The following is a 25,555-nucleotide window of genomic DNA, read 5'->3' as shown; positions in this document are numbered from 1 at the left end:
CGCGTGCCTGTTGTCAGCTGCGCGATCACTGGATGCTGCCGGTCAGGCTGAGCAGCGGAAGCATGATCGACGCCATGATCACGCCTACCATCACGGTCATCACGATGGTCATGGTCGGTACCAGCGCGGCGAGCAGGCGATCGATCGATCGCTTGGATTCAAGCTCGAACGTATCGGCCACTTTCAGCAACATGTTGTCGAGCTGGCCGGCCTCCTCGCCCACTTGCACCATCTGGATCGCCAGACGCGGAAACAACTTCGATTGACCCAACGCAAGGCTCAACCCCGCGCCACCCTTGACCTGTTCGTGCGCCGCGCCCAGCGCGGTATCCAGCGCGCGATTGCCGGTGACCTGACGCGAGATGGTAATCGCGCCCAGCAACGGCACGCCGTTCTTCAGCAGCGTGCCGAGCGTGCGCGCGATGCGCGCGGTTTCTACCTTCAGCAACAGCGGGCCGACCAGTCGCATTTTCAGTAATTTCGTGTGCCATGCCAGCCGCGCTTCCGGATCGCGCAGGCGCGCGCGCCACACGAACCATCCACCGATCAGCACGATCAGCATCAACCACCACCATGACTGCAAGGTGTCGCCAACCGCCAGCACCGCCTGCGTGATCCATGGAATCGGCACCTGCATGTCGGTGAAGATCGGCACGAACTGCGGCACCACGTAAGCCAGCAGCAGCACCAGCGACCCGAGCACGCCTACCAAAAGGAACGCCGGATAGATCAGCGCGTTGACGATGTTGCCGCGCATCTGTTGCGAACGTTCGAGGTAGTCGGCCAGGCGGCGCAACGTTTCTTCCAGCGAGCCGCCCGCTTCGCCCGCGCGCACCAGACTGACGTAGAGCTTGGGAAACACGCCGTGCTCTTCGTCCAGCGCCGACGACAACGTGTTGCCGCCGCGCACGCGATCGCGCACGCGCTCCACCAGTTTTTTCGCGCTCTCGCCCTCAGGCAGATCGAGCAGGATGCTCAGCGCGCGATCGAGCGGCTGCCCCGCGCCAAGCAAAGTCGCGAGTTGATGAGTGAACTGCGCGAGTTGATCGCCGGTGAACGGACCGCGCTTGAACAGCGTTGAAAACCCGCCGCCACCCGCGGCACCGATAGCCGGTCGCGCATCGAGCGGCGTGTGGCCCTGATCCTGCAGCCGGCCGATGACTTCCTCGACGCTGATCGCTTCCATCTCGCCGTTGAGCAATTCGCCGGCATCGCTGACTGCCTTGTATCGAAACTGCGCCACGTCAGTTTTCCTGCGTGACGCGCAGGACTTCTTCCAGCGTGGTGATACCCGCCACGGCCTTGGCAATGCCGTCTTCGTACATGGTGCGCATGCCTTCGGCGCGCGCCTGGCGCTCGATCTCTCCGGCATCGGCGCGTTGCATCACCAGCCGACGCAAAGGGTCACTCATGGTGAGGAATTCCATGATCGCGCGACGTCCGCGATAACCACTCGGATTGGCGGCGCTGGCGCCGGGTTTCCACAAGCGGATCGGGCGCTCGTTGGTGTATTTCTCCAGCTCGAACTGCGCGATCACTTCGGGCAGTGCCTCGTACGATGTCGCGGTTTCCGGATCGAGCCGGCGCACCAGTCGTTGCGCGAGAATGCCGTTGATCGTGGAACCGAGCAGGTAATCCTCCACGCCCATGTCGAGCAGTCGCGTGATGCCGCCGGCGGCGCTGTTCGTGTGCAACGTGGATAACACCAGATGGCCGGTGAGTGCGGACTGGATCGCGATGCGGCAGGTTTCAAGATCGCGCATTTCGCCGATCATGATCACGTCCGGATCCTGTCGCACGATCGAGCGCAACGCGCCGGTGAAATCCAGCCCGATCTGCGGCTTCACCTGAATCTGGTTGATGCCCTCGATCTGGTATTCGACCGGATCCTCGACCGTGATGATTTTCACGTCGGGCGTGTTGATCTGCGACAGCGCCGTGTACAGCGTGGTGGTTTTGCCCGAACCGGTCGGGCCGGTGACGAGCAGGATGCCGTGCGGCTTCTCCAGCACGTCGATGAAACGCTGCTTGAAGCTGTCGGTGAAACCGAGCGATTCGAAATCGAACACTACCGATTCGCGATCGAGGATACGCATCACCACCGACTCGCCGAAGCTGGTCGGCACGGTCGACACACGCAGGTCGAGTTCCTTGCCCTGGACGCGCAACTGGATGCGGCCGTCCTGCGGCAGGCGGCGTTCGGCGATGTTGAGTCGCGCCATGATCTTCACGCGCGAAATCACTGCGGCAGTCGACGATGATGGCGGCGCTTCCACCTCATGCAGCACGCCATCGATGCGGTAGCGCACTTTCAGATGGTTCTCGAACGGTTCGATGTGCACGTCCGACGCGCGCTGCTCGACCGCGCGCTGCAGGATCAGATTGACCAGACGAATCACTGGCGCCTCCGACGCCAGATCGCGCAGATGCTCGACGTCGTCTTCTTCCGCCGCCGTGCCATCGAGGTTCTCCACGATGGTTCCCATGGCCGAACGGCCGGTGCCGTAATAACGTTCGATCAGGCCGTCGATTTCCGAGCGCAAGCCAACGCGCAGCGCGACCGGCCGGCCGGCAGCCAGTTCCACCGCCTGCAGCGGATACGGATCGGCCGGATCGGACACGATCAGCGCGAGCCCGTGCTCTTCATCACGCACGGGCACGACATGCTGCTGCTTGAGGAAGCGCAGCGACAATTCCAGATCGGGCGGTGGCAATTCCGGCGCATCGCGCGCGGCGAGCAGCGGCACCTGCAGGAGATCAGCCCAGGCCTCGGCCAGATCACGCTCGGACACCAGCCCGAGCCGCGCCATCAGCGTGGTCAACGTGCCTTCGGCCGATTCCTCGTGCAATCGGCGCGCACGGCCCAGATCCGTGTCCTTCAGCCGACCACGCGCCACCAGCCACGCGCACACCTCGGCCTCTCGATCCACCGCCGCCTTGTTCGCCTCACCCGCCTGCGGCTGAATGACTGCCGACATCCTCACACCCCGCTGAATCCACAGACACCATCAACGCCTCAAAGCGCAAACGGCAAACACCATAGTTATCACATCCGGCAGGCGACGGGCGAGCGTCGGCCTTGCGCGAAGGCACGCTGTTCATGGAGTTGCCAGACCGTATGCGCGCGAACAGGCCTGAAGCGCACCGCGTGAGCGTTTTCTCCATGAAGCGCATGACCGTGAGCCACGCAAGTAATTTCGATCTGGGAAATGGGGCCCACTCTCGTCTGGCTCAGCTAATCTCGGCGTGGGGACGACCATGCACTTCTTTCGACGCGCCAACGCAAAAGACGTTGACCGTCAACGCGATCGTGCGGCTGGAACCCACCTTGAGTGGCACGTGTTTATTTCTTTCCGATTTCAGGGGTACATCGTGAAAAACAGCCGTCGGCTTCAACACGCTTTCATCGTGGTCGGGCTCGTCGCTTTATCTACGACCAGTGCCACGCCGTTGACCGCGACCCGCAATGCGCGGCCAGATGTTGTCGGGCTGACCGAAGCGCCGCGGATAACGCATGTCGTCGACGACACCATCGTGTCGATGCTGAAGAAAAGCCATCTTTCTCTTGTCGACAAACTGCGTCCGACGGGCAGTGTGGATATCGCCACGCCCATGAATCACATGCAGCTGATACTTCAGCGCAGTCAGCAGCGGACCGACGCGTTGAATGCCCTGATTGCGGATCAGCACAACCCGGATTCGCCACGTTTCCAGCATTGGCTGACGCCTGCGGAATACGGCCGGACGTTCGGCATCGCCGATCAGGATATACAGGCAGTCACGGCCTGGTTGGCGTCGCAAGGCTTCAAGGTCAACGGCGTCTATCCGAACAAGTTGCAGATCGACTTCAGCGGCACCGTGGGGCAGGTGAACCACTCATTCCGGACTCGGGAGATGCGATACAAGCTTGGCGATGGCCGCACGCACTTCGCCATTGCCAACGACATCAGCATCCCGTCGGCACTTCGTCCGGTGGTTACAGGAGTCGCCGGGCTGAGCAATCTGCATCAGAAAACGGAACACACGGGTCAACGCGTCGAACAGGCAAATCACCAAAAAACGCAACCAGAAACGTTGCCAACTGCCAATCCCCGCGTTCTCGTTCCATACGATCTGGCCCAGATGTACAACATCGCACCGTTACATGCGAATGGCATGACGGGCGAGGGCGTAACTCTCGCGATAGTGAGCGACACATACATGAACGTCGCGGACTGGAACATGTTCGTCAACACGTTCCAGCTCGGAAGTTATGGCGGTACGTTCGCGCAAATCGCGCCGCAGCCAACTGCTTCTGACTTGAACAACTGCCTCGACCCCGTACCGCCTCCTCAGCCAGGCACTCAACCCCCTGGCAGTGAAGCCTTGGCAGCAGAAGCGGAATGGGCAACCGCCATGGCGCCAGGAGCAAACATCGTCGTGGCAAATTGCAAAGATTCCAGCGACACCGACGTCGACAGCGGTGTGATGACCGCCGCAACCAATCTCGTCAACAGCACGACTCGCCCGGACATCATCGAGGTCGGGTATGTGGGTGGGGAAATAATGACGGACGGCGGACTTGAACTCGTGATCATGGACACTTGGGCACAGGCCGATGCCGAAGGCATTTCCGTATTTGTCAGCAGCGGAGAGCTTGGCAGTGGCGACTCGCCTGTCAGTGAAATCGAAACGCTTGAAAATCTCGATTACGACAATGGTGTGGATGCCAATGCATTTGCATCTTCACCTCACGTGACTGCGGTGGGCGGAACAGACACCGCCGACGTACTCGACCATACGACCAGCCAGTATTTCAGTAGTACGCCCAACGCCGTAGACGGCACCGCGCTGTCCTACGTTCCCGAAATTCCACTCAACCAATCTTGTGGCAATGGCGTAGCTGCCACGTCCAGAGGATGGTCTAGCGCGGTAGCTCTCTGCCAGGCACAACTCCTGGCTCATCCCGATGGATCGACGCTCATTGAATATGGCACGGGTGGAGCGCCTTCCATTTACGAGCTTAAGCCAAGTTGGCAAAAGGTGACTGGCACACCTTCCGGTCTGTATCGCGATGTGCCTGACGTGGCCATTTTTGCTGGATCTTATGGCAATTACACCAATTTGGCAGAGTGTTACGACACAATAATAAATCCCTGTTTTCCGCACTTTTTTTGGGAAGTGAACGCAGCCTATGGCTACGGGATGTTCGCGTCGACAGCCATGTTCGCCGGCATTCAAGCGGTGATGGACCAGGGCCTCGCCGCGCGTGGCCTGTCGCTCGATCAGGGCAATGCCGCTCCAACGCTTTATGCTTTGGCGGCCCAGGAATATGGCACGGGTACCGGCAGCGCACCCGCCAGTCTGGCTGCCTGCAACTCCATCAACGGCATCAATGGAACAAGTAGCTGCGTTTTCCACAACATCACGCGCGGTTCGAATTCCGTCAATTGCGCCATCCTGACCGTTGCGGAAGGTGGCACGGGAAGCACGCCGAATTGCTACATCTACGGCATGCTTCAGGTGCCGGGATATACACCGACGCCCATCGGCCTGACAGCACTCAATACGACTGCATACAACCCGCAGACCAAGGCGTATAGCGCGCAACCGGGCTGGAGTTATGCGGCAGGTCTGGGTTCGGTGAACGCAAGGAACTTGCTCATCGCATGGCGTGCGTTCGATCACGCGGCACCTGCGGCGCAATAGCCTTCCGGAGCAGCCTTGCACGAATAACTCGTTGCTCACGCATGCTGACGTAAGCTCTCGGTGATACGCCGAAAACAGACGACGGTTGTGAGGTCATCAAGCTGTTTTGAAACGATCGCTTCCTTGAGCAACGCGATCAGTGAATCATGTGTTCCTTTAAAAAAATACAAGGCCGGCATGAAGCCGGCCTTGTATTTTTTTCCACTCAGTAAATCTCGTCGCTGAATTACCAGCCGATGCCCAGGCCGACACCGGCCGACGTCTCGTTACCGCTCACCGCTGCACCGAAGGTGAGGTTGGCCTTGGGCGACAGCCGTCGCGAATAGCCGACCGAGATCGCACCTTCGCCGTGATAGCCGCCCACGCCCACGCCCATCCGGTTGTCCGTGTCGATGCCCTGCGTACTGAACGCCATTTGCGACATCGCCGTACCCATCGCACCAACCTGGTCGATGCGTTTGTCGACCGTGTGAAACTGGTCGGCAACCTGATCGCGCAACGTGTTGAGATCGCTGCTGCTGGCAAACCCGCTCAACTTCTGATCGGTATAGGCCTTGGATGCGCTCAGTGTTTGCGTGTCTCCGGCATCGGCATAGGTTTTGGCCGTGATCAGTGCCTCCTGCACCTGACCCATATTCGCCGCATCGTTCGTCTGTGTGCCGGCAGCGACGTTGGTGATTTGACGGTTGTTCGCCGCCGTGCCCACCGACACCGTATCAGCACGATCCGCGACGGACCCCTGACCGAGGGCGACCGCACCGACCGCCGTGGCCGAACTGCCTTGGCCAACCGCAGTGCCGGATGCCGCAGTAACGGATGCGCTTTCGCCATCCGCCACTGCATTCGTTGCCACCGCCGAGATCGTGGTGTTGGCGCCGGTGGCAGTGCTGCCATCGGCGTTCACTTTGGCATTGCCGCCGATGGCCGTGTCGTTCGGACCCGCGGCATAACTATCGCCACCTACCGCCGTACCCAGCGATCCGCCGGCGGTCGCACCCGAACCCACCGCCACCCCCTTGGAACCGGCAACCGTCGTGGCGCCGTCGCTGCCATCCGTGGAAACGTGTGCATTGCTGCCCGAACCGTTGTTGGCTTGCAGTTGATCGACGTCCGTACGCAGATCACCGATGCTGACCAGCGCACTGCCCACCGCGATATCCAGCGCGCCGAGTGCATCGCCGACATTGTGGTAGCTCGCCCCCTGTATGGCAAAGGTCGGTGCGGTGACATTGCCGCCGGCACCGACACCCGAACCGCCGCCAATCGCTGCAAATACCGCATCAAGGTTGGCGGAGTTTTCGCCGACGCCCTGCGCCACCAGATTCAACTGCGCGACGTTGACCGCGTCGGTGTCGGCGGAACCGCTTGCGATGTTGCCCAGCTTCACCGGTGTGGTGCCATCACCCAGCGTCACCGCCGTGCGTGTGGCATCGGTGTAGAAGACCGCCGTGTTGTTGATGGCGCCGATAGCCGTGGTGTTCAGTGCAACGGCTTGATTGGTGCTGTCGAGCTGACTGCCGTTCACCGCATCCGTGCTGGTACTGCTTACATCGCCTGCCGCCAGATTGCTGATCTTTGTACCGCCGGCACCCTGCAAGGTGATCTGCCCCTTGCCTGGGTCGTCGTACTTCACGTTGGACGCATCGGCCGCGGTCTGCTGATCCTGCACGGCGTCGAGCTGATCCTTGTTCACCGCATCGGTACCGTCGGTACCGGCGGCAACATTGGTGATCTGTCTCTCCGCACCCGCACTGCCGACCGATACCGTGTTTGCACGGTCAGCCACCGAGTTCGAACCCAGCGCCACGCTGTCGTCCGTGCTTGCATTGGCTGCATAACCGATCGCCACGCTGCGTGCACCGGTGGCTTGATTGAACGCACCCAGCGCCAGCGATGCGTCACCCGTGGCCGAGGACCTGTAGCCCAACGCCGTGCGATACGACTGGCTGCTGTCGTCGTTCGGATCGGTCGCATTGGCATCACCCGTGTTGGCGAAGGTGCCGACGGCGGTATCGCCCACGCCCTTGGCCTGCGCGCCATAACCGATCGAAGAGCCGAACTGGCCGGCGATGTTCGTCTTCCCCGGTGTGCCGTCGCCACCGCCGATCGCCGTGCCGCCGTAGTTGCCGGTCGTCGTCGCACCACTACCGAGCGCGATCGCACCGTTGCCGTTGGCAACCGAACGCGGGCCGATCGCCACGCTGTCCATGCCGTTGATCTGCGCATCGTCATTGGTGCCCGACGAGTTCGCCTTGAAGTAGCGCATCGAGCCGCTCACGGAGTCGTCGAGCTGATCCTTGTTCACCGCATCGGTACCCTCGGTACCGGGGGCCACATTGGTGATCTGGCGTTCCGCGCCCACATCACCGACCGACACTGTGTTGGCCCGATCATTGAACGAGCCCTGGCCCAGTGCCACCGCGTTGTCCGCCGCGGCGAACGCATTGGCACCAAGCGCCACGCTGTTGTCGTTCAGCGCCACGCTGTTGTTGCCGATCGACACGGCATTGACCGCTTCGATGCCGAACAAACCGGCACCGGTCCAAGCGGCGTTGCCGATCGCGATGCTGTCCTGACCCGATGCGGTGGCATTGGTACCCAGCGCCACGCTGCCGTCGCTGAGGGCTGCGGCCGAGCCACCGATCGCCGTTGATTGCTCGCCAGCGGCATAGGCCTGCGCACCGAAGGCAGCCGATCCGGCGCCATCGGCTTCGGACAGGAAGCCGGCAGCTACGGATTGCTCGCCTATCGCGAACGATGCCGCACCCAGCGCCGTGGATAGATCGCCCTGGGCCTGCGCACTCGCACCGATCGCCGTCGAGGCCAGACCCGTCGCACTGGCCGGACCCACTTCGTCTCCAGTTGCCGTGAGCGTGATCAGCGCCGTTCCCGTGTCATCCACCGCCTGACCGCCGACGGCCACCGCACTGGCGCCACCGGCTGTCGCGCCGGCGCCATACGCCGCGCTGTTGATCGCCGAGGCCGATGCACCGTAGCCGCTGGCCGTTGCGTAATCCCCGTTCGTGCTGGCCAGGCTGCCGATCGCCGACGAGCCAACGCCAAAAGCGGTGCTGCCGGTACCGACTGCGGTGCTGTTGTCGTCGAACGCTATCGCGTTGCTGCCGAACGCCGAGCTCTCCACGCCGTTTGCAGTGGCGCCAGCGCCGTTCGCCGTGCTGTTCGCACCGAACGCGGTTGCGCCCGAGCCGGTGGTCGTCGACTCGTCGCCTTGAGCCACGGCATTGGCACCCAGCGCCGTCGCTTCGGCACCGGCCGCTTGGCTGTTTGCGCCCACTGCCACGCTGTTGGCGGTGGTCGCCACGGCGTTGTCGCCGATCGCCACGGCGTCCTGATCCATCGCCGAGGCAAAGCCCACCGCCACCGCGCCATCGGCTGCGGCAAACGAGCCGCTGCCCAATGCCACGGATAGTTCTCCTTCGGCATCCGCCGCTCCGCCGAGCGCGGTCGACTGCACCCCGTTGGCCTGCGCTTCGGCGCCGACCGCGGTGGCGAAGTCCGCACCGGTTGCACTCAGATAACCCACGGCCACCGATTCGGTACCGGTGGCGTACGAGACCGCGCCGACCGCCGTCGCACCGGCCGTGTCCGCTTCGCTCAGGTATCCCAGCGAGGTGGCGTCGGCCGCTTCCGCACCCGCACCCCCACCGAACGCCGACGCGCCGGTGGCGCTGGCGATCGTGGCAAAACCCGACGCCGTGCCGCCCACTGCCACCGCGTTGGTGCCGCTGGCCACGCTGCTCGTACCTAAGGCAATCGCGTTGGTCTTGCTGGCCGTGCTGATCGTGCCCAGCGCGATCGATCCGGTGCCCGACGCCGTGGCTGTCGTGCCTTCGGCCAGACTGTTTGTCGCGCTGGCCTTGGCGCCCTTGCCTTCGGCCAAGCTGCTGGTGCCGCTGGCCACTGTGCCGGCGCCCACCGCCACGCTGTCGGTGCCTGTCGCCGACGATGCCACGCCAGTGCTCTTGGCCTGGAAGTACTTGCTGCCCTTGCTGTTGATCGCGCCCACGTAGGTGTCCAGCGCGGTCAGAGCCGAGCCCACGTTCGTGTAGTTGCCGCCCGCGTTGGTCAGCGAGTACGTCGGACCGGTGAACAGACCCGACACCGGATCGAAGCCCGCGCCGCCACCTAACGCACTGGCCACGCTCGTCGATACCGATGTCAGCTGACCGTAGTTCACCGCATCGGTGGGCGCTGTCGCTGCTGCAACGTTGGTGATCTGTCGCTCCGCACCCGCACTGCCGACCGATACCGTGTTCGCACGATCGGCCAGCGAGTTCGAACCCAGCGCCACGCTGCTGCCAGCAAAGCTCTGGCTACCGTGGCCAATGGCTACGCTGTCCGTGGCGCGGGAATCGGATTGCGGGCCAATGGCGACCGAGTTTCCACCGGCCGCATAGCTCATGCTGCCCAGGGCCGTTGCGCCCACTGCGTAAGCTGTCGCTCCATAGCCACCGAGCGCCGTGCTGCTGTCGAAATAAGCACTGGAAGAGAACCCCGCGGCAAGGCTTTGCCCACCAGCGGCATGAGAGTACATACCAAACGCGGACGATTCGGAGCCATCCGCTACCGCGTTGTAACCGATCGCCGTGGCGTAGCTTCCAGCCACTGCGGATTGACCGCCAGCTGTACCACCCGTGCCTGCGCTCGCCGGAACGACCGGGGCGCCAGCGGAATCAGCCACGAATGTCTGTGCCTGGAGTGAGGTCGCCCCGATCGTAAGCATGGTGCCCAGCATCGCCGATGCTGCAACCATCGATGCACGCGAGCGCTTGCTGACACCGCCTTTTCCGCTGGCTTTCGCGAACTCGCTGGCAACCACCAATATGCCGAGCGACTTGTTCCATACCTTGCTGTAGATCCTGTTCATCGAGCTCTCCTACCAAGCGGAATTGCGATCAGATGCAGCACGCAACGCAAAGGGCGTCCACGACTGCGATGAATTGACATGACATGTCAAAGCGACGCGCTGAAACACGGAACTTTTGAATTTCGATCAGCTGTATGGATTCGTCATATAGACGTCTATACGTCCATATTTTGGTACCCATTTGCCGGCGGCATTTCCATTACTCACGAGCCACTCCCTTGGAACGATCGTTACTGACGCAACAAGTGTCTATTGCAGACTTCGACCTTGTCGTGGCGGCGGCGCAGCGTGTTCAACGAGTGCGCTCCCACGCCGAAGTAATGTCACCGGTCTCTCCGGTGACATCTGCCCTTGCACGCCCGCTCGCCAGCTCGCAAACAATCCGCCATTCCCCGCAGATATGCCCTCCGATGCGCCGGAGGGCGGGATCATTTACTGCACGTAGTTCACTTGGACGGTGAGGCCGCTGAAGTTCTTCACTCCGACCACACTGAGGTAATACGTGGCTGCATCCGGAACCGCGATCGATACCGACTCGTTGTTGGAGTTGGCATGAACCGACGACTTGTCGAAAGTGGTGGCGCTCGCTGGCGCGCCTGACTTCACGTACAACGACACGTCGCCGCTGCCACCGAGCGTGCGCAATATCAGCGTACGCGCGCCGGCCGGCACCGTGATCTTGTACTGAAGCGCATCCCCTGCTGCGCCGGAGACGCCGCTCACCGCAATCCCGTTGTCCAGCGGGGTTGCGGTATCGGTGCCACCACCGACACCACCGCCAAGGTCATTGTTGATCGCCGCGGTCACGGCTGCGTAGGCATCGACGATACCGGCGCCGATCTTCTGGGTCGGGACCACGGTTGGCGCATGGACCGTATTCTTCAACATGGTCAGCACATCAGCTGGCGAGAGCAGCGCCTGGCTACTGGCCAGACGAGCGCTCTGCATCAACGCGACTGTGCCGGTCACGTGCGGCGTGGCTTGCGAGGTGCCCGCGAAACCGATGTAGCTTGCGGCCGCAGGTACCGTGGCGCCGCTGTTGATCGCCTGCCAGACGAAACCCGTGTCGGCCTGGGTTCCGCTGCTGGCGTCATTGGCAAAAATGCCGCCGCCCGGTGCAGCAATATTCACGCGGGTGCCGTAGTTAGAGTAGTAGGCCTTCTTGCTCGTGATGCCCACCGATGCCACAGTCACCGCGCCAGGGCAGCTGGCCGGCGAGTAGTTCGCGGCATCCTTGCCGTCGTTGCCCGCAGCAACGACGACCACGGCACCTAGTGCGTTGGCCTGTGCGATGGCCTGGGCAGTGACGTCGCTGGCAGTGCATATACCGCCGCCGCCAAGGCTCAGGTTGATTACCTGAGCGGGATGGGTGTTGGCGGGAATACCGCTTACGGCACCGCCGGCAGCCCAGATGATCGCGTCGGCAATGTCGCTGTCGCTGCCACCGCAGTGGCCGAGTACGCGGACCGGCAACACCTTGGCGTTATAAGCGATACCGGCCATGCCGACGCCGTTGTTGGTGAGCTCGGCGACCGTCCCGGTAACCTGTGTGCCATGCCAGCTGCTGGCCTCTGCTGGGTTGGTTGCACTGACACAGCTCGTGTAGGCGGCGCCCGTGGTCCAGTCGCCCGTATCCCAGCCGCCCGGCACTCTGCCGTCGGTGGCACGCCCGGACACGAGCGCGTCGGTAATAAAGTCGTAGCCCGCGGCAGCCAGTGAGGTATCGATATCAGGGTGTGTGGTGATACCGGTGTCAAGAACGGCAACCGTGACGCCCGTGCCATCGGCCAAAGTCCACGCTTGCGCGACGTTGGCGCCGCCCATGTTCGGAACCGTTGTTCCGAGCGCAGTGTCGGTCTCGGGAGTGCCATCAGGGGCGCGCAGATGCCACTGGTAGTGCGCGTAATACGTGTCGTTCGGGACGAAAGGAGTCACAGCTGTGGCGCGGATATCCTTCACTGCATGGCGCATCACATCGGGAGCGACGAAGGCTACTGCGGGATCGGCAGCGATCTGGCGGATCAGCGTATCAGCCTCTGTGCTGCTCAGCTTGCGTGACGTATGCATCAATTCGGCGCCGATGGCCAACTTGCGCATGTGGCTGACGCCCAGCACGGTGATGGCCTTGGCGTTGGTACCTGCCGTACCCCACAATTTCGCGCGTAACGCCGCAGCACTCACGTTCTGTGTGGCAGCAGCAGCGCTGAGGCGCTCGGTGCTGCCATCACGGTACGTTACGATGAAACGGTCGTAAGCACTGCCGGCCTGGAGTGCGCTCACGTTGAAGTTGGCTGATGCCGCGACGTTCTGGCTCTGGGCGGCAGAGGTGAACCCGGTGAAAGACAGAGCGATGCCAACGGAGGCTGCAAGCAGCCCCTTGATCACTAAACGATTCGCCATTGGAGCTATCCCTATGAGTGGCTGCGACCTTGCCGTGCAACTCTGGCAAGAGTGATTTGCCCGGAGCGCTCCCCGCGCCCCTTGCCACCGGATCGACGATCGGTGTCAAGCCCCCAAACGGCCACTCCATGTGATGCCGTTCATCGAAACTAGCAGCCAAAACTTGCGATCGTCAACGCAAACTTTTGCTTCGAGGAAAATTCAATTGTGCGAGTGCAGAAAGACAGCGCTGCGACCACCGCGTACGGCCGCGATCGCGATTCGTTCGGGGAGCGTATTTAGTGCAGTTGCTTGATATCGGAACCAACCTCGGACACGAATCTTTCCAGCATGATTTCGATGTTGTGCTGCAGCGTGCTCGCGCCCACGGCGTGGGTCGGATGATCGTGACGGGCGCTTCGCGCGATGGAAGTCGACATGCGCTGGAGTTGGCGCGGGCGCACGTGGGTGTGCTGTTCGCTACGGCCGGCGTGCATCCGCATCACGCGATCGACTACGACGACGCGACAGACGATGAGTTGCGCGCGCTGGCGCGCGACCAGATGGTATGCGCCATCGGCGAAACCGGCCTCGACTACAACCGAAATTATTCGCCGCGCGAAGTGCAGTTGCAGGTATTCGAACGGCAGTTGCAGATCGCGGTGGATGTGCAGAAGCCACTGTTTCTGCATCAGCGCGATGCACATACGGATTTCATCGCGCTGCTGCGCCGCTATCGCGACAAGCTGCCGGCAGCGGTGGTGCACTGCTTCACCGATACCGGCGAAGCACTGCGCGATTACCTTGCGCTGGATTGCCACATCGGCATCACCGGCTGGATTTGCGACGAACGGCGCGGCACACATCTGCGCGAACTGGTTCGCGAGATTCCCGCAAATCGTTTGATGCTGGAAACCGACGCGCCGTATCTGTTGCCACGCACGGTACGACCGCAGCCCGCGCACCGACGCAACGAACCGATGTACCTGCGACACATCTGCGAGGAAGTGGCGCGCGATCGTGGCGAGCCAGTGGAAGTGACGGCGGCGAACAGCACCGTTACGGCCGAAGCGTTCTTCGGTTTGTCTTCCATCTGACCTTCGGGATTACACGAGTACGCGCGTTTTGCCGGGCGCCAGCTCGTTGAGCGCGTGCTCGCCCACGCGCACGCGAATCAATCGAAGCGTCGGAAACCCGACCGCCGCTGTCATCCGCCGAACCTGTCGGTTGCGTCCTTCGCGAAGCGTCAACGTGAGCCAGCAGGTGGGAATGTTCTGGCGAAAACGCACCGGCGGATCGCGCGGCCATAACCACGACGGTTCGATCGCATGCTCGGCCAGCGCCGGCAGAGTGAGTCCGTCGTTGAGATGCACGCCACGGCGCAACGACAACAGTGCCGCATCGTCGATCTCGCCCTCGACCTGCACCAGATAAGTCTTTTCCTGCTTGTGCCGCGGATCGGTGAGCCGATGTGCCACGCTGCCATCATCCGTGAGAAGCAACAGGCCTTCGCTGTCGCGATCCAGACGTCCAGCCGCATAGACGTCCTTTTGATGTACATAATCCGCGAGCGTACGACGGCCTTGCGCGTCGGTGAACTGGCACAGCACGTCGTACGGCTTGTTGAGCGCGATCAACATGGCCGGACGTTGCGCAAAATCAGCGCGCGGAGTCGGCTGCAGCAGACCCCACGGGTTTGACGAAACGCAGCGTCATGCGATCGGATTCGCCGATCGCATGATACTTCGCCTTGTCCTGTTCGCCCAGCGCCAGCGTCGGCGGCAACGTCCACACGCCCTTCGGATAATTCTTGGTGTCCTTCGGGTTGGCGTTGATCTCGCTGCTTTCATCGAGGCGGAACCCCGCGTCGGTCGCGAGCTTTTCGACGTAGCTGGTTGGCAAGTAACCGCTGGCTTTCACCGAGTCCAGCGCCGCGCCGTCGCTGGCGCGATGGTCTTCCACGCCGAGCACGCCGCCGGGTCGCAGCACGGCGAAAAACGCCTTGAACATCGCCGGCGCCGTGCCAGCCATCACCCAGTTGTGCACGTTGCGAAAAGTGAGCACGAGATCCGCCGAATTCGGCGCGCCGAACACCGGCGCCTTCGGGTCGAACTCGACGAACTGCGCCTTGCCGTAATGCGCGGAATCAACGGCGAACTTGGTATGCAGCGCATCGTGATCCTGCTTCGCCTCGCCAGCATCCGCCTTCTCGACAGCGGCGATGTAGTGCCCATTGTCGTGCAGCAACGGCGCCAGGATTTCGCTGTACCAGCCGCCGCCGGGCGTGATTTCGATCACCGTCTGATCGGGACGGATACCGAAGAACTGCAACGTCGCCTTGGGGTGTCGATACACGTCGCGCGCGCGAAAACTCGCGGTACGCCAGCTGCCGGCGAGTGCATCGTCGAGCTGGCTTGAAGTGAAATCGCTGGCGCTGGTCGGCGGCACCAGTTCGTCGGCTGGCTGGTCGGCCGACGTTGTTGCGGGCGCGGCCTGTGCGAACGCAGCCAACGGCAACAGGCACAGCGACGCCAGCCACAGCGTTGCGAGACGCGTGCGTTTTCCAATCCGGTTCTTTTCCATGTCGTGCGCTCCCACGCGTTTCTGGCATGGCCGACCATGCCGCCCAAGTTTGCCGCAATGTGGCGGTGAAAATGTGCACGAACAGTGGAATCCTGTCGTCACCTTCGAATCGCAGCAGTTGTTGATGCGCTCAGTGTCGGTCGAGCCATCCACCCTTGAAGCCGGCGCGTTCGAGCCCGGCACGGATGTACGGGTTGCGTCGCATCACGCGCCAGACGAAATCGCTGCGGTAGTTTTCGAGCATGGTGACGATCGGCCCCTGGTCGATACCCAGATATTCGTTATCCACCCAGCCCAGACCCGGCACCACCCGTCCACTGTGGAGCGGACGATCGGTGAAATGGAAGCTCGGATTGAACGCGTCCACGAAACCGTAGCGCGTGTAAACATTGGCGCCGTAACGCTTCTCCATATCGCGAATGGTCGGGATCACCTGTTCCGGCGCAAATGCGATCGACGACACCGCAGCGGTCGGCGCGATCGTTCCGTCGTCGACCACTTGCCGCACGCTGGCACCGCGAGCCATGTAGCCGAAAAATTCCTTCGAGTCGTTGGCATACGGATCGGGCTGACCGGGCAGTGGATCACCGCGAGGTCCGTTGGACGCGGTGAGACCCCAGACCGTGGCGCCGTAACCGGTCCACTGCATCGGGTTGTGAATCGCGTACTGCCGCTGCGCCAGCGCGGCGCGCCGGCTGTTGATGAAATAGTCGATGCCATGCGCGCGCATGTAGTCGTCCTGGATGCCGCGGAAGTCGATCCACACGTGGTTGTACTGGTGCCAGAACGACGGATGACCACCGAGGTATTCCTGCCCCTGAAACTCGCCCCAGGTGCGGCTGTAGGTTTCAGTCCAGCGCTGCCAGGCGGCCGGCTCGACCGGATGCGTGGGCGAGCCGATCGCCAGGATGTAGACCGACATCGCCTCGTTGAAGCCGCGCCAGTAATTGAAATCGTAGCCGTGCTCCGGCGTCCAGCCGCCCTGTATGTACGGGCTACCGCCGGTGAACCACGGCCAGTCCACGCGGCGATAGATTTCGTCAGCCAGCCGGCGGATGTCCTTCTCGTCCTTGTTCGGGCGGTCGTAGTACGACTCGCTGAAAAGCACGCCCATCATCAACCACGACGTATCCACCGATGACAGCTCCGACAGCTGCTGGCTGCCTGAGCGGTGACCGCTCCGCATGTCCAGGAAGTGGTAGAAGAAACCGTGGTTCCCGGGCGCATCGACCGCATCGCTCAGCGGCGCATCGTGGAAAAAACGCAAGGTGGTCAGCGTGCGCTTGACGGCTTCCTGGCGCGTCATCCAGCCCCGATCGACGCCGATGCCGTAAGCCGTGAGGCCGAAACCGATCGAGGCGATCGACGAGAAATAATCGCTGTGCGGTTGCTGCGGCCAATGGTCCGGCATCTGTCCGCTCGCCGGGTTGGCGCTGTCGCGGAAGTATTCGAATGTGCGTTTCTCGACGTCGTCGAGCATTGCCTGATCCTGCTTCGGCAGCGCATGGAAACCATGCGCCACCTCCTTGGCGTGGATCGACGGCTGCCAGCCGCCGGCGAAAGCGAGCAGCGCGACGAGAGCAATATTTTTCAAGGTGCGGATATGCATGAGAGTCTTCGTCGTCCGCATGTTCAGTAGTGGATGACCGAGCGGATCACCTTGCCTTCGTGCATCAAATCAAAGGCATCGTTGATGCGTTCCAGCGGCAGCACTTCGGTGATCATTTCGTCGATCTTGATATCGCCGGCCATGTAGCGGTCCACGTAACCCGGCAGCTGCGAACGACCCTTGACGCCGCCGAAGGCGGAGCCGCGCCACACCCGGCCGGTCACCAGCTGAAACGGCCGAGTGCTGATTTCCTGGCCGGCACCGGCGACGCCGATGATGATCGATTCGCCCCAGCCTTTGTGACAGCACTCCAGCGCCGCGCGCATCACGTGGACGTTGCCGATGCATTCGAACGAATAATCCACGCCGCCATCGGTGAGGTCGACGATCACCTGCTGGATCGGCGTGTCCGGATAATCCTTCGGGTTGATGAAGTCGGTGGCGCCGAGCAGCTTCGCCATCTCGAATTTCGCCGGGTTGGTGTCAACCACCACGATGCGTCCGGCTTTCGCCATCACCGCACCCTGCACCACGGACAAACCGATGCCGCCCATGCCGAACACCGCCACGCTCGCGCCCGGTTCCACCTTCGCGGTATTGAGCACGGCGCCAATGCCGGTGGTGATGCCGCAACCGAGCAGGCAGATTTTTTCCAGCGGCGCGGCCTTGCTGATTTTTGCCAGTGAAATTTCCGGCAGCACGGTGTATTCGCTGAAGGTGCTGGTGCCCATGTAGTGCAGCAACGGTTTACCGTTGTGCGAGAAGCGCGAGGTGCCGTCGGGCATCAGGCCCTTGCCTTGCGTGACGCGGATTTTCTGGCAGAGGTTGGTCTTGCCCGAACGGCAGAACTTGCACTCGCCGCATTCGGGTGTGTACAGCGGAATCACGTGATCGCCCACTTGCAGCGAGGTCACGCCTTCGCCGATTTCCTCGACGACGCCGCCGCCTTCGTGACCGAGTATCACCGGGAACATGCCCTCCGGATCCGCGCCAGACAGCGTGAACGCGTCGGTGTGGCAGACGCCGGTCGCGACGATGCGCACCAGCACTTCACCGGCTTTCGGCGCGGCGACGTCCACTTCCTCGATCGACAGCGGCTTGCCCGCTTCCCATGCAACGGCGGCGCGTGACTTCATGGCTCAACTCCTGACGATGGATCGATGACAGCCCACGATGATGACGCTTGCGACCGGTTTTCGAAACTGCATCAGCGAACAGGCGTGTCGTCAGGTCGGAATACCGACATCTGCCCACAATAATCGTCCGCCTCGGCCAGCAGCCATTCGCGAAAAAGCAGGAAGCCGCGATGTTCCTGTGAGCGTGGCGGATATACCAACCAGTACGCTTCTTCCACCGGCAAATAGCGGTCGCCGAGTACCGTCAGGCGCCCGGCATCAATCAGCGATTTCGACATCACCATGCGGCCCATCGCCACACCGAGCCCTTCCAGCGTTGCATGGCGCTGCGCGTCGAGGCTGTCAAAGTTCGCCACGTAACGGCTGGGTGGTGCGCCGCCCACTTTGGAAAACCACTGTTTCCAGCGACTCGAAGGATTCGGATCACCAAGCAGCGGCCATTGCGAAAGATCACATGGATCGGCGCCGGCCATTTTCGCCACCAGCTCCGGCGCAGCGACGGGCGCGATCCACTCGCCGAACAGACGTTCGCTTTGCAATCCATCCCACGTGCCGCGGCCGTAACGCAACGCCGCGTCCACCGGCTCACGCTCGAAATTCACCAGCGCCGAACCGGACTGCAGATTGAGTTCGAGTTCGGGATGCGCAGCGACCAAACGCGGCAGGCGTGGCACCAGCCAACCAGACATGATGCCGGTGCTGGCGCTCAGGGTGAACGTATCGTTCGGGCGTTTGCGATAGCGCGCCATCGCGTGCTCGATGTGATCGAAATGTTCGCCCACCGCATCGAGCAAAGTGCATCCGTCGATGGTGAGCTTCACGCCGCGCGGGCCGCGTTCGAACAGCCGTTGTTGCAGTCGTTCTTCCAGCTGACGAATCTGATGGCTGAGTGCGCTGACAGTGAGATTGGCCTGTGCCGCCGCGCGCGAAAGATTGCCCTCGCGAGCGACCAGTACGAACTGTTGCAGCAAGGCCAGCGGCGGCTTTCCCATCTTGAATTTTCCTCAAGGCTGACTTGCGAATATATCGCTTTTTGGCCATCCGACGCGCGCCTATATTGCATTTTCGCCAAGCCTCGGCGGCTATCGGAAGGTGCTTCCCATGCGTTCGATCTGGACTCGTCTTCTGTTTTTGCACGGCCACGTTGCGCACAAGGATCTTGTCTGGCGCCCGGATGCGCAGCGCAAGACATCCAGGCCTTTCGCCAAGCCGCAGCGAACGTTGCTCGTGCGCTGCGCGGCCGTGTGGCCGCGGCTGATGGGTCCGCGCTGATCGGCAGTGTTTGATTCGCGCACACACACAAAAACCTCGGACGAATCACATGGTCTTAGCTCGGTCGCGCGCATGCTTGTCGCTCCCCATCGTCCGAGGTGTTCCGTGCAAAAGCGTCCTCTTGGAAAATCGTCGTTGTCCATCGCCCCGCTCGCCTTCGGCGGCAACGTGTTCGGCTGGAGCGCGGATGAAAAACGTTCCTTCGAACTGCTCGACGCGTTCGTCGACGCTGGCTTCAACCTCGTCGATACGGCGGACGTCTATTCGGCGTGGGTGCCGGGTAACCGCGGCGGCGATTCGGAAACCATCATCGGCAAGTGGTTCACGCAGAGCGGCAAGCGCGATCAGGTGGTGATCGCCACCAAGGTGGCCAAGTGGAACGAGCAACCTGGCCTTTCGCCACGCAACATCCAGTTGGCGGTGGAAGGTTCACTCAAGCGTCTGCAGACCGATCACATCGACCTCTACCAGGCGCATGAAGACGATGCCAGCGTACCGCTGCATGAAACGCTCGATGCGTTTGGACGTCTGATCGATGCCGGCAAGGTGCGTGTGATCGGCGCTTCCAACTACAAAGCTGATCGTCTCGCGGACGCGTTGAAGGTGTCGAAGGACAACAATCTTCCGCGCTACGAAAGCCTGCAGCCCGAGTACAACCTCGCCGACCGTTCGGGTTACGAGCAGGCGCTGGAGCCGTTGATCCGCGCGGAAAACATTGGCGTGATCAGCTACTACTCGCTGGCTAGCGGTTTCCTCAGCGGCAAATACCGCAGCGATACCGACCTTTCCAAGAGTGCGGCGCGCGGCGGCGCAGTGAAGAAATACCTCAACCCGCGCGGCACGCAGATTCTCGCCGCGCTCGATGATATTGCCGTCAGCCATCAGGCAAAGCCTGCACAGGTCGCACTGGCGTGGCTGATGGCACGCCCCGGTATCACTGCACCGATTGCCAGCGCTACCAGCGTGGAGCAATTGCGCGAATTGTTCGGCGCCGCCCAACTCGAATTGAATGACAACGAAATCGCCCAACTGGATGCAGCGAGCGACTGAGCTGGAACTCTACTTTTCGGGGCTGCCGGATTCGTCGCTCAGTCCGTCCGGCAGGTCGACACGATACCCGCGTGATCTCATCGTGCTCAGGTAGCTATTCGGCCCGAGCAGATTGGCTATCGGCAACGAAGCAAAGGTGAATCGGTTGGCATCCAGCGCCTGACTCGCCGCCGATACCCAGGTCGCCGCGAGTTTTTTGCGGAGATCGGCAACGCCGAGTTTTTGCGCGATACCCGATTCGGTGATCGCCGACACGCAAACGTCCATCTCGTTGCTCATCGGCAATGCGCGCAGGTGATCCAGATCGCCCGTCGACCAGGCGTTGGCGCGCTCGCGCATCATGCCTACGTCGCTTTCGAGGTGATCGAGCGTCTTGCTGAAGCAGTCGAGATCCCCGATCGATTCGTGCTTGAAATCCTTCACGAGCTCGCGCGGATTTTTCACCTGGATCGTGAAAGCCACCGGCGTGGCCTTCATGCCGCGCTGCTTCAGTTCTTTCCCTATCACTGGATCGATCACCTTGTCCGCCAGCTGCGCCTGCTTGATCGCGGCGAAGTACAGCGTGATCGCTGCGAAAATCGGCCGCTGCTTCTCGACACCATTGTCGTGACCGATGTATTTCTTTTTCAGCGCCAGCCATCGCGCGTATTCCGTCGCAGGCATCAAGTCCTGCAGCTTTCGGCCACCCGGATTGCTGCGTACGCCGATCAGCGACGGGAGCAAGGCCAGCTTGCCGAAGAACCCGATGTCCGCATCGACATCGATGGTCGGCGCGTCCAGCACCTGTTGTGCGCGTGCGAGATCGTCCTGCACTTCGCGCGCCTCCCACTGCATGTTCTTCGGCAGCGGCGTCAACGTGCCGAGCACCCATAGCACGTGATCGCCCTTGCTGATTTTCCACAGGCCCGGCCCGGGCTGAACACCACTCACGGTGACCTGCTGAAGATTGGTGGCGCGATCTTTGTCGGGCGCGCTGGCTGGCGCTGCTGCAGATGTCGTCGACGTTTGCGCCATGGCCGAGGTTGTAGCGAACACGGCACAGAAAAACAGCACCTTCGAATATCGCATCCTGCCTCCTCCAGTCACTCCTCCGGCAACGATCAATGCGCGATCGAGTTGACGAACATCACGGCGTACTGCCGGCATCGGTGTCGGTATCTTCTTCGGGCGCGTCGACCTGATAACCCTGCGCCTTGAGTTTCGCCAGGTAACCGTCGGCGGTGAGCAGTTGATCGATCGGCAGCATCGCGAACGTCTGCTTGTTGTCGCGCAATGCCACGCGCGCGGCATTGATCCAGAGCGCTTCGAGTTTCTGCGGCGCATCGGCGAAACCAAGCTTGCGTGCGAACTCGGCGCCGGTGATCGCGTTGACGCAAGTACCAAAACGATCACTGTGCGGCAGCGTGCGCAGCGCCTGCAGATCGCCGGTGGCCCATGCATTCGCGCGTGCCGTGATCGCCGGCATGTCGTGCTCGATGCTGTCCAGCGTGCGTCCGAAGCAACCGACATCGTCGATACCCGAGCTTTTGAATGTCTTGATCGCATCGTGCGGATGTTCGATCACCACCTCGTACGTGGTCGGTGTTTCGTTGATGCCGTATTTTTTCGCCAGCGCGTCGATGTTCGCCTGCACGCCGCCGGAGCTGCTGAGGTCGTTGGCCCTGATCGCCTTTCGGTACAGCTGCTGCGCGGCAAAGATAGGTCGCCAGCGCTCGACGCCATTGTCCTTGCCGATGTATTTCTGTTTCAGCACCAACCAGCGTGCGTAGGTCGGTGCCGGCAGCACCTGCTGCAGCGTGGCACCGTTGTCGTTCTTGCGCGCGCTGTACGCCGAAGGCAGCAGAAACAACTTGCCGAAGAAGCCGACGTCGACCTTCGGCTTGATCGTGGGCGACAGCAGCACCTGTTGCGAATGGCTGATCGCATCTTCGAGGTCGCGCGATTCCCACTGCATGCGCTGCGGCAACGGCGACAGCGTGCCGAGTACCCACATCACGTGATCGCCCTTGCTCACCCTCCAGAGCCCGGGCCCGGGCATCACGCCGCTGACCGTGGTGGCCTCGAGGTTAGTGATCTGATCGGGCGTCGGCACTGTCGATGCTGACACCTGCGCATGGACGAAGCCTGGCAGGCTCAGCGACAGCGCGATGCTGGCAAGTACGAGGCGCATGATCGACTCCATCGAACCACGAAACAGGCACGGCGCCTGACTGGTCATCTTAGCGATTCGACCGCGCGCGACCGCGAAAGTGCAAGAGTTCGTTGGGCCGACAGACAGCAACGGTTTGGCGCGCGGCATCGCCTGAATGTCGCTGTGCGAACACGCGTCACTCGACGAAAATGTCGCGCGACGTCGGCGCCTTGACCGGACAAGCGATTGCGATTCAAAGGATGCTCGTGAATGCGTTTCCCGAACCGGCGCAACGCGAAGTCCTTGTCGCGGCGAAAACCCTGATCATCGACGGCAGAAGGAGCACCTTGGCGCTCCTTCTGCCGTGATTGTTCGCGACCGCGGTCAACGCGTGGAAGCGAGTGTCGCCAATGCGTCGTTGAAGGTCTTGCTCGGACGCATCGCTGCGCTCACCCGCTTCAGGTCGGGATGGAAGTAGCCGCCGATCTCGACCGGCTTGCCTTGCGCACCGTTGAGTTCGCCGATGATGGTTGCCTCGTTATCTTTCAGAACCTGCGCGATCGCGGTGAAGCGCGTCTTCAATGCCGCGTCGTCATTCTGCGCGGCGAGCGCCTGCGCCCAGTACATCGCCAGATAGAAATGGCTGCCGCGATTGTCGAGCTCGCCGACTTTTCGTGCCGGCGATTTATTGCTGTCGAGGAACTGGCCGTTGGCCTGATCCAGCGTGCGCGCGAGCACACTCGCGCCGGCGTTGCCGAAACGATTGCCGAGATGTTCGAGCGACGCGGCCAGTGCGAGGAATTCACCGAGCGAATCCCAGCGCAGGTAATCCTCTTCGACGAACTGCTGCACGTGCTTGGGCGCAGAGCCGCCGGCACCGGTTTCGAACAGGCCGCCGCCGGCCATCAGCGGCACGATCGACAACATCTTCGCGCTGGTGCCGAGCTCCATGATCGGGAACAGATCGGTGAGGTAATCGCGCAGCACGTTGCCGGTGACCGAGATGGTGTCCTGGCCTTTGCGAATGCGCTCAAGCGAAAACTTCGTCGCCTCGACCGGCGAGAGGATACGGATATCCAGACCGGCCACGTCGTGGTCTTTCAGGTAGCGCTCGACCTTGGTGATCATCTGCGCGTCGTGCGCGCGCTGCGGATCGAGCCAGAACACCGCCGGCGTGTTGCTCAGGCGCGCGCGTTCGACCGCGAGCTTCACCCAGTCCTGGATCGGCGCGTCTTTTGTCTGGCACATGCGCCAGATATCGCCGGCCTCGACAGCGTGCTCAAGCAACACATTGCCAGCGTCATCGGTCACGCGCACCACGCCATCGGCGGCAATCTGGAAGGTCTTGTCGTGCGAACCATATTCTTCGGCTTTCTGCGCCATCAGGCCGACGTTGGGCACGCTGCCCATGGTCGCCGGATCGAACGCGCCGTGCGCGCGGCAATCGTCAATGACTGCCTGATAGACGCCGGCGTAGCTGCGATCGGGAATCAACGCCTTGACGTCTTGCAGCTTGCCCTGCGTGTTCCACATGCCGCCGGAATCACGGATCATCGCAGGCATCGACGCATCGACGATGACGTCGCTGGGCACGTGCAGATTCGTGATGCCTTTGTCGGAATTGACCATCGCCAATGCCGGACGATTGGCATATTCCGCGGCGAGGTCCGCTTCGATCGCGGCCTGCTGTTCGGCCGGAAGCGTGCCAATGCGCGCCTGCAGATCGCCGATGCCGTTGTTCGGATTGAAGCCGATCGCTTTCAACGTGTCGGCGTGTTTGGTCAGCATATCCTTATAGAACTCGGTGACCACGACGCCGAACATGATCGGGTCGGAGACCTTCATCATGGTGGCCTTGAGGTGCAGCGAGAACAGCACGTCCTGACGTTTCGCGTCCGCGATCTGCTCGTCGACGAAACTGGCCAATGCACGGCGACTCATCACGGCGGCATCGATGATCTCGCCGGCTTTCAGCGCGGTTTTTTCCTTGAGCACGCTGTGGCTGCCGTCCTTGCTGAACCATTCGATGCGGACGCTGCCGGCCTTGTCGATCAGCACGGATTTTTCGCTGCCGTAGAAATCGCCGCCGTCCATGTGCGCAACGTGCGTCTTGGAATCGCCGCTCCACGCGCCCATCCGATGTGGATGCTTGCGCGCGTAATTCTTCACCGAAAGCGGCGCGCGACGATCGGAATTGCCTTCGCGCAAGACCGGATTGACGGCGCTGCCCATCACCTTGTCATAGCGCATCCTGACGTTGCGGTCGTCGTCGTTTTGCAGCGCTTCGGGATAATCCGGCAACGCATAACCCTGCTGCTGCAATTCGCGGATCGCCGCCTTGAGCTGCGGTGCCGATGCGCTGATGTTGGGCAGCTTGATGATGTTGGCATCCGGCGTCGTCGCCAGTTCGCCAAGTTCGGCCAGGTCGTCGGCGATTTTCTGGTCATCGTTCAACCGATCCGGAAACTGCGCGAGGATGCGGCCGGCCAGCGAGATGTCGCGTGTCTCTACCGAAATGCCGACGGTGCTGGTGAACGCATCGATGATCGGCAGCAGCGACTGCGTGGCGAGGAAGGGCGCTTCGTCGGTCAGCGTGTAGATGATCTTCGGTGTGTTGGACATTGTCGGCATGGACCTTGTTGGGTGCTGCGAAATTTCTGCAGGATGGAAAAGGCGCGCATCGGTGGCGATGAAACATGGGCAACGAGGCGCATGAAGCTGGATCGGACATGATGTCCGTCACGGTGCGTCACCGTCACGACAGCTGCCCATTGTCGCGTTTTCGCGGCGCGGACGAAAGCTTGCGCGGGTGCTGGCGA

The 25,555-nt window shown here is 62.0% G+C and carries 17 protein-coding genes; 5 read left to right on the top strand and 12 right to left on the bottom strand.

Going from position 1 to position 25,555, the window contains the following annotated elements; translation table 11 throughout:
• Nucleotides 1-25: 25 nt before the first annotated feature.
• Both gspF and gspE read right to left on the bottom strand, forming a co-directional pair.
• Nucleotides 26-1,243, bottom strand: a complete 1,218-nt coding sequence (gspF, locus tag GSQ73_RS07370; protein ID WP_158882591.1) for a type II secretion system inner membrane protein GspF — start codon at nucleotides 1,241-1,243, stop codon at nucleotides 26-28.
• Between the two features lies 1 nt (nucleotide 1,244).
• Nucleotides 1,245-2,978 carry a type II secretion system ATPase GspE gene (gene gspE, locus GSQ73_RS07365; protein WP_158882589.1) on the bottom strand — a complete coding sequence of 578 codons (1,734 nt, stop codon included), beginning with the start codon at nucleotides 2,976-2,978 and terminating at the stop codon, nucleotides 1,245-1,247.
• Between the two features lie 394 nt (nucleotides 2,979-3,372).
• Between gspE and GSQ73_RS07360 the strand changes: the two genes are divergently transcribed.
• Entirely contained in the window at nucleotides 3,373-5,688 is a 2,316-nt protein-coding gene (locus GSQ73_RS07360; RefSeq protein ID WP_216844742.1) for a protease pro-enzyme activation domain-containing protein, read from the top strand.
• A 226-nt stretch (nucleotides 5,689-5,914) separates the two neighbouring features.
• Here the strand turns inward: GSQ73_RS07360 and GSQ73_RS07355 are convergent, their stop codons facing one another.
• On the bottom strand, nucleotides 5,915-10,576 hold the full coding sequence (locus tag GSQ73_RS07355) for an ESPR-type extended signal peptide-containing protein (protein ID WP_158882585.1): 4,662 nt from the start codon (nucleotides 10,574-10,576) through the stop codon (nucleotides 5,915-5,917).
• 432 nt (nucleotides 10,577-11,008) lie between these two features.
• Nucleotides 11,009-12,976, bottom strand: coding sequence for a S8 family serine peptidase (locus GSQ73_RS07350; protein ID WP_158882583.1), 1,968 nt, complete (start codon nucleotides 12,974-12,976; stop codon nucleotides 11,009-11,011).
• Between the two features lie 281 nt (nucleotides 12,977-13,257).
• Between GSQ73_RS07350 and GSQ73_RS07345 the strand changes: the two genes are divergently transcribed.
• Nucleotides 13,258-14,052 (top strand): TatD family hydrolase, encoded by a 795-nt coding sequence (locus GSQ73_RS07345; protein ID WP_158882581.1) that lies wholly within the window; start codon nucleotides 13,258-13,260, stop codon nucleotides 14,050-14,052.
• Between the two features lie 9 nt (nucleotides 14,053-14,061).
• On the opposite strand, the gene GSQ73_RS07340 is transcribed toward GSQ73_RS07345, so the two are convergent.
• From GSQ73_RS07340 to GSQ73_RS07320, 5 genes are all read right to left on the bottom strand, one after another.
• The gene (locus GSQ73_RS07340) at nucleotides 14,062-14,595 is read right to left on the bottom strand and encodes a pseudouridine synthase (RefSeq protein WP_158882579.1); all 534 of its coding nucleotides are present in this window, start codon (nucleotides 14,593-14,595) and stop codon (nucleotides 14,062-14,064) included.
• Nucleotides 14,596-14,614: 19 nt separating this feature from the next.
• Nucleotides 14,615-15,538: a methyltransferase gene (locus GSQ73_RS07335; RefSeq protein ID WP_216844741.1), complete on the bottom strand. Its 924-nt coding sequence runs from the start codon at nucleotides 15,536-15,538 to the stop codon at nucleotides 14,615-14,617.
• A gap of 130 nt (nucleotides 15,539-15,668) precedes the next feature.
• A complete protein-coding gene (locus GSQ73_RS07330; protein ID WP_158882577.1) occupies nucleotides 15,669-17,147 on the bottom strand; it encodes a glucoamylase family protein in 1,479 nt (492 codons plus the stop codon).
• Nucleotides 17,148-17,170: 23 nt separating this feature from the next.
• Nucleotides 17,171-18,283, bottom strand: coding sequence for an S-(hydroxymethyl)glutathione dehydrogenase/class III alcohol dehydrogenase (locus GSQ73_RS07325; RefSeq protein WP_158882575.1), 1,113 nt, complete (start codon nucleotides 18,281-18,283; stop codon nucleotides 17,171-17,173).
• 71 nt (nucleotides 18,284-18,354) lie between these two features.
• Nucleotides 18,355-19,275, bottom strand: a complete 921-nt coding sequence (locus tag GSQ73_RS07320) for a LysR substrate-binding domain-containing protein (protein ID WP_158882573.1) — start codon at nucleotides 19,273-19,275, stop codon at nucleotides 18,355-18,357.
• Between the two features lie 109 nt (nucleotides 19,276-19,384).
• Between GSQ73_RS07320 and GSQ73_RS17860 the strand changes: the two genes are divergently transcribed.
• A complete protein-coding gene (locus GSQ73_RS17860; RefSeq protein ID WP_174236074.1) occupies nucleotides 19,385-19,555 on the top strand; it encodes a hypothetical protein in 171 nt (56 codons plus the stop codon).
• Between the two features lie 105 nt (nucleotides 19,556-19,660).
• Nucleotides 19,661-20,605, top strand: a complete 945-nt coding sequence (locus GSQ73_RS07315; RefSeq protein ID WP_158882571.1) for an aldo/keto reductase — start codon at nucleotides 19,661-19,663, stop codon at nucleotides 20,603-20,605.
• Between the two features lie 9 nt (nucleotides 20,606-20,614).
• On the opposite strand, the gene GSQ73_RS07310 is transcribed toward GSQ73_RS07315, so the two are convergent.
• Both GSQ73_RS07310 and GSQ73_RS07305 read right to left on the bottom strand, forming a co-directional pair.
• A complete protein-coding gene (locus GSQ73_RS07310) occupies nucleotides 20,615-21,673 on the bottom strand; it encodes a TraB/GumN family protein (RefSeq protein WP_158882569.1) in 1,059 nt (352 codons plus the stop codon).
• Nucleotides 21,674-21,731: 58 nt separating this feature from the next.
• Complete coding sequence (locus GSQ73_RS07305) at nucleotides 21,732-22,775, bottom strand: TraB/GumN family protein (protein WP_158882568.1); 1,044 nt, start codon at nucleotides 22,773-22,775, stop codon at nucleotides 21,732-21,734.
• 170 nt (nucleotides 22,776-22,945) lie between these two features.
• Here GSQ73_RS07305 and GSQ73_RS07300 point away from each other — a divergent pair, with 170 nt between their 5' ends.
• Nucleotides 22,946-23,104 carry a hypothetical protein gene (locus GSQ73_RS07300; protein WP_158882566.1) on the top strand — a complete coding sequence of 53 codons (159 nt, stop codon included), beginning with the start codon at nucleotides 22,946-22,948 and terminating at the stop codon, nucleotides 23,102-23,104.
• A gap of 16 nt (nucleotides 23,105-23,120) precedes the next feature.
• On the opposite strand, the gene GSQ73_RS07295 is transcribed toward GSQ73_RS07300, so the two are convergent.
• Complete coding sequence (locus GSQ73_RS07295) at nucleotides 23,121-25,358, bottom strand: NADP-dependent isocitrate dehydrogenase (protein ID WP_158882564.1); 2,238 nt, start codon at nucleotides 25,356-25,358, stop codon at nucleotides 23,121-23,123.
• Nucleotides 25,359-25,555: the final 197 nt, after the last annotated feature.

Source organism: Rhodanobacter sp. L36 (genome assembly GCF_009765755.1).
Classification (GTDB): Bacteria; Pseudomonadota; Gammaproteobacteria; order Xanthomonadales; family Rhodanobacteraceae; genus Rhodanobacter.
Note: the sequence above shows the minus strand (reverse complement) of the source record. Positions and strands in the feature narration are given on the sequence as shown.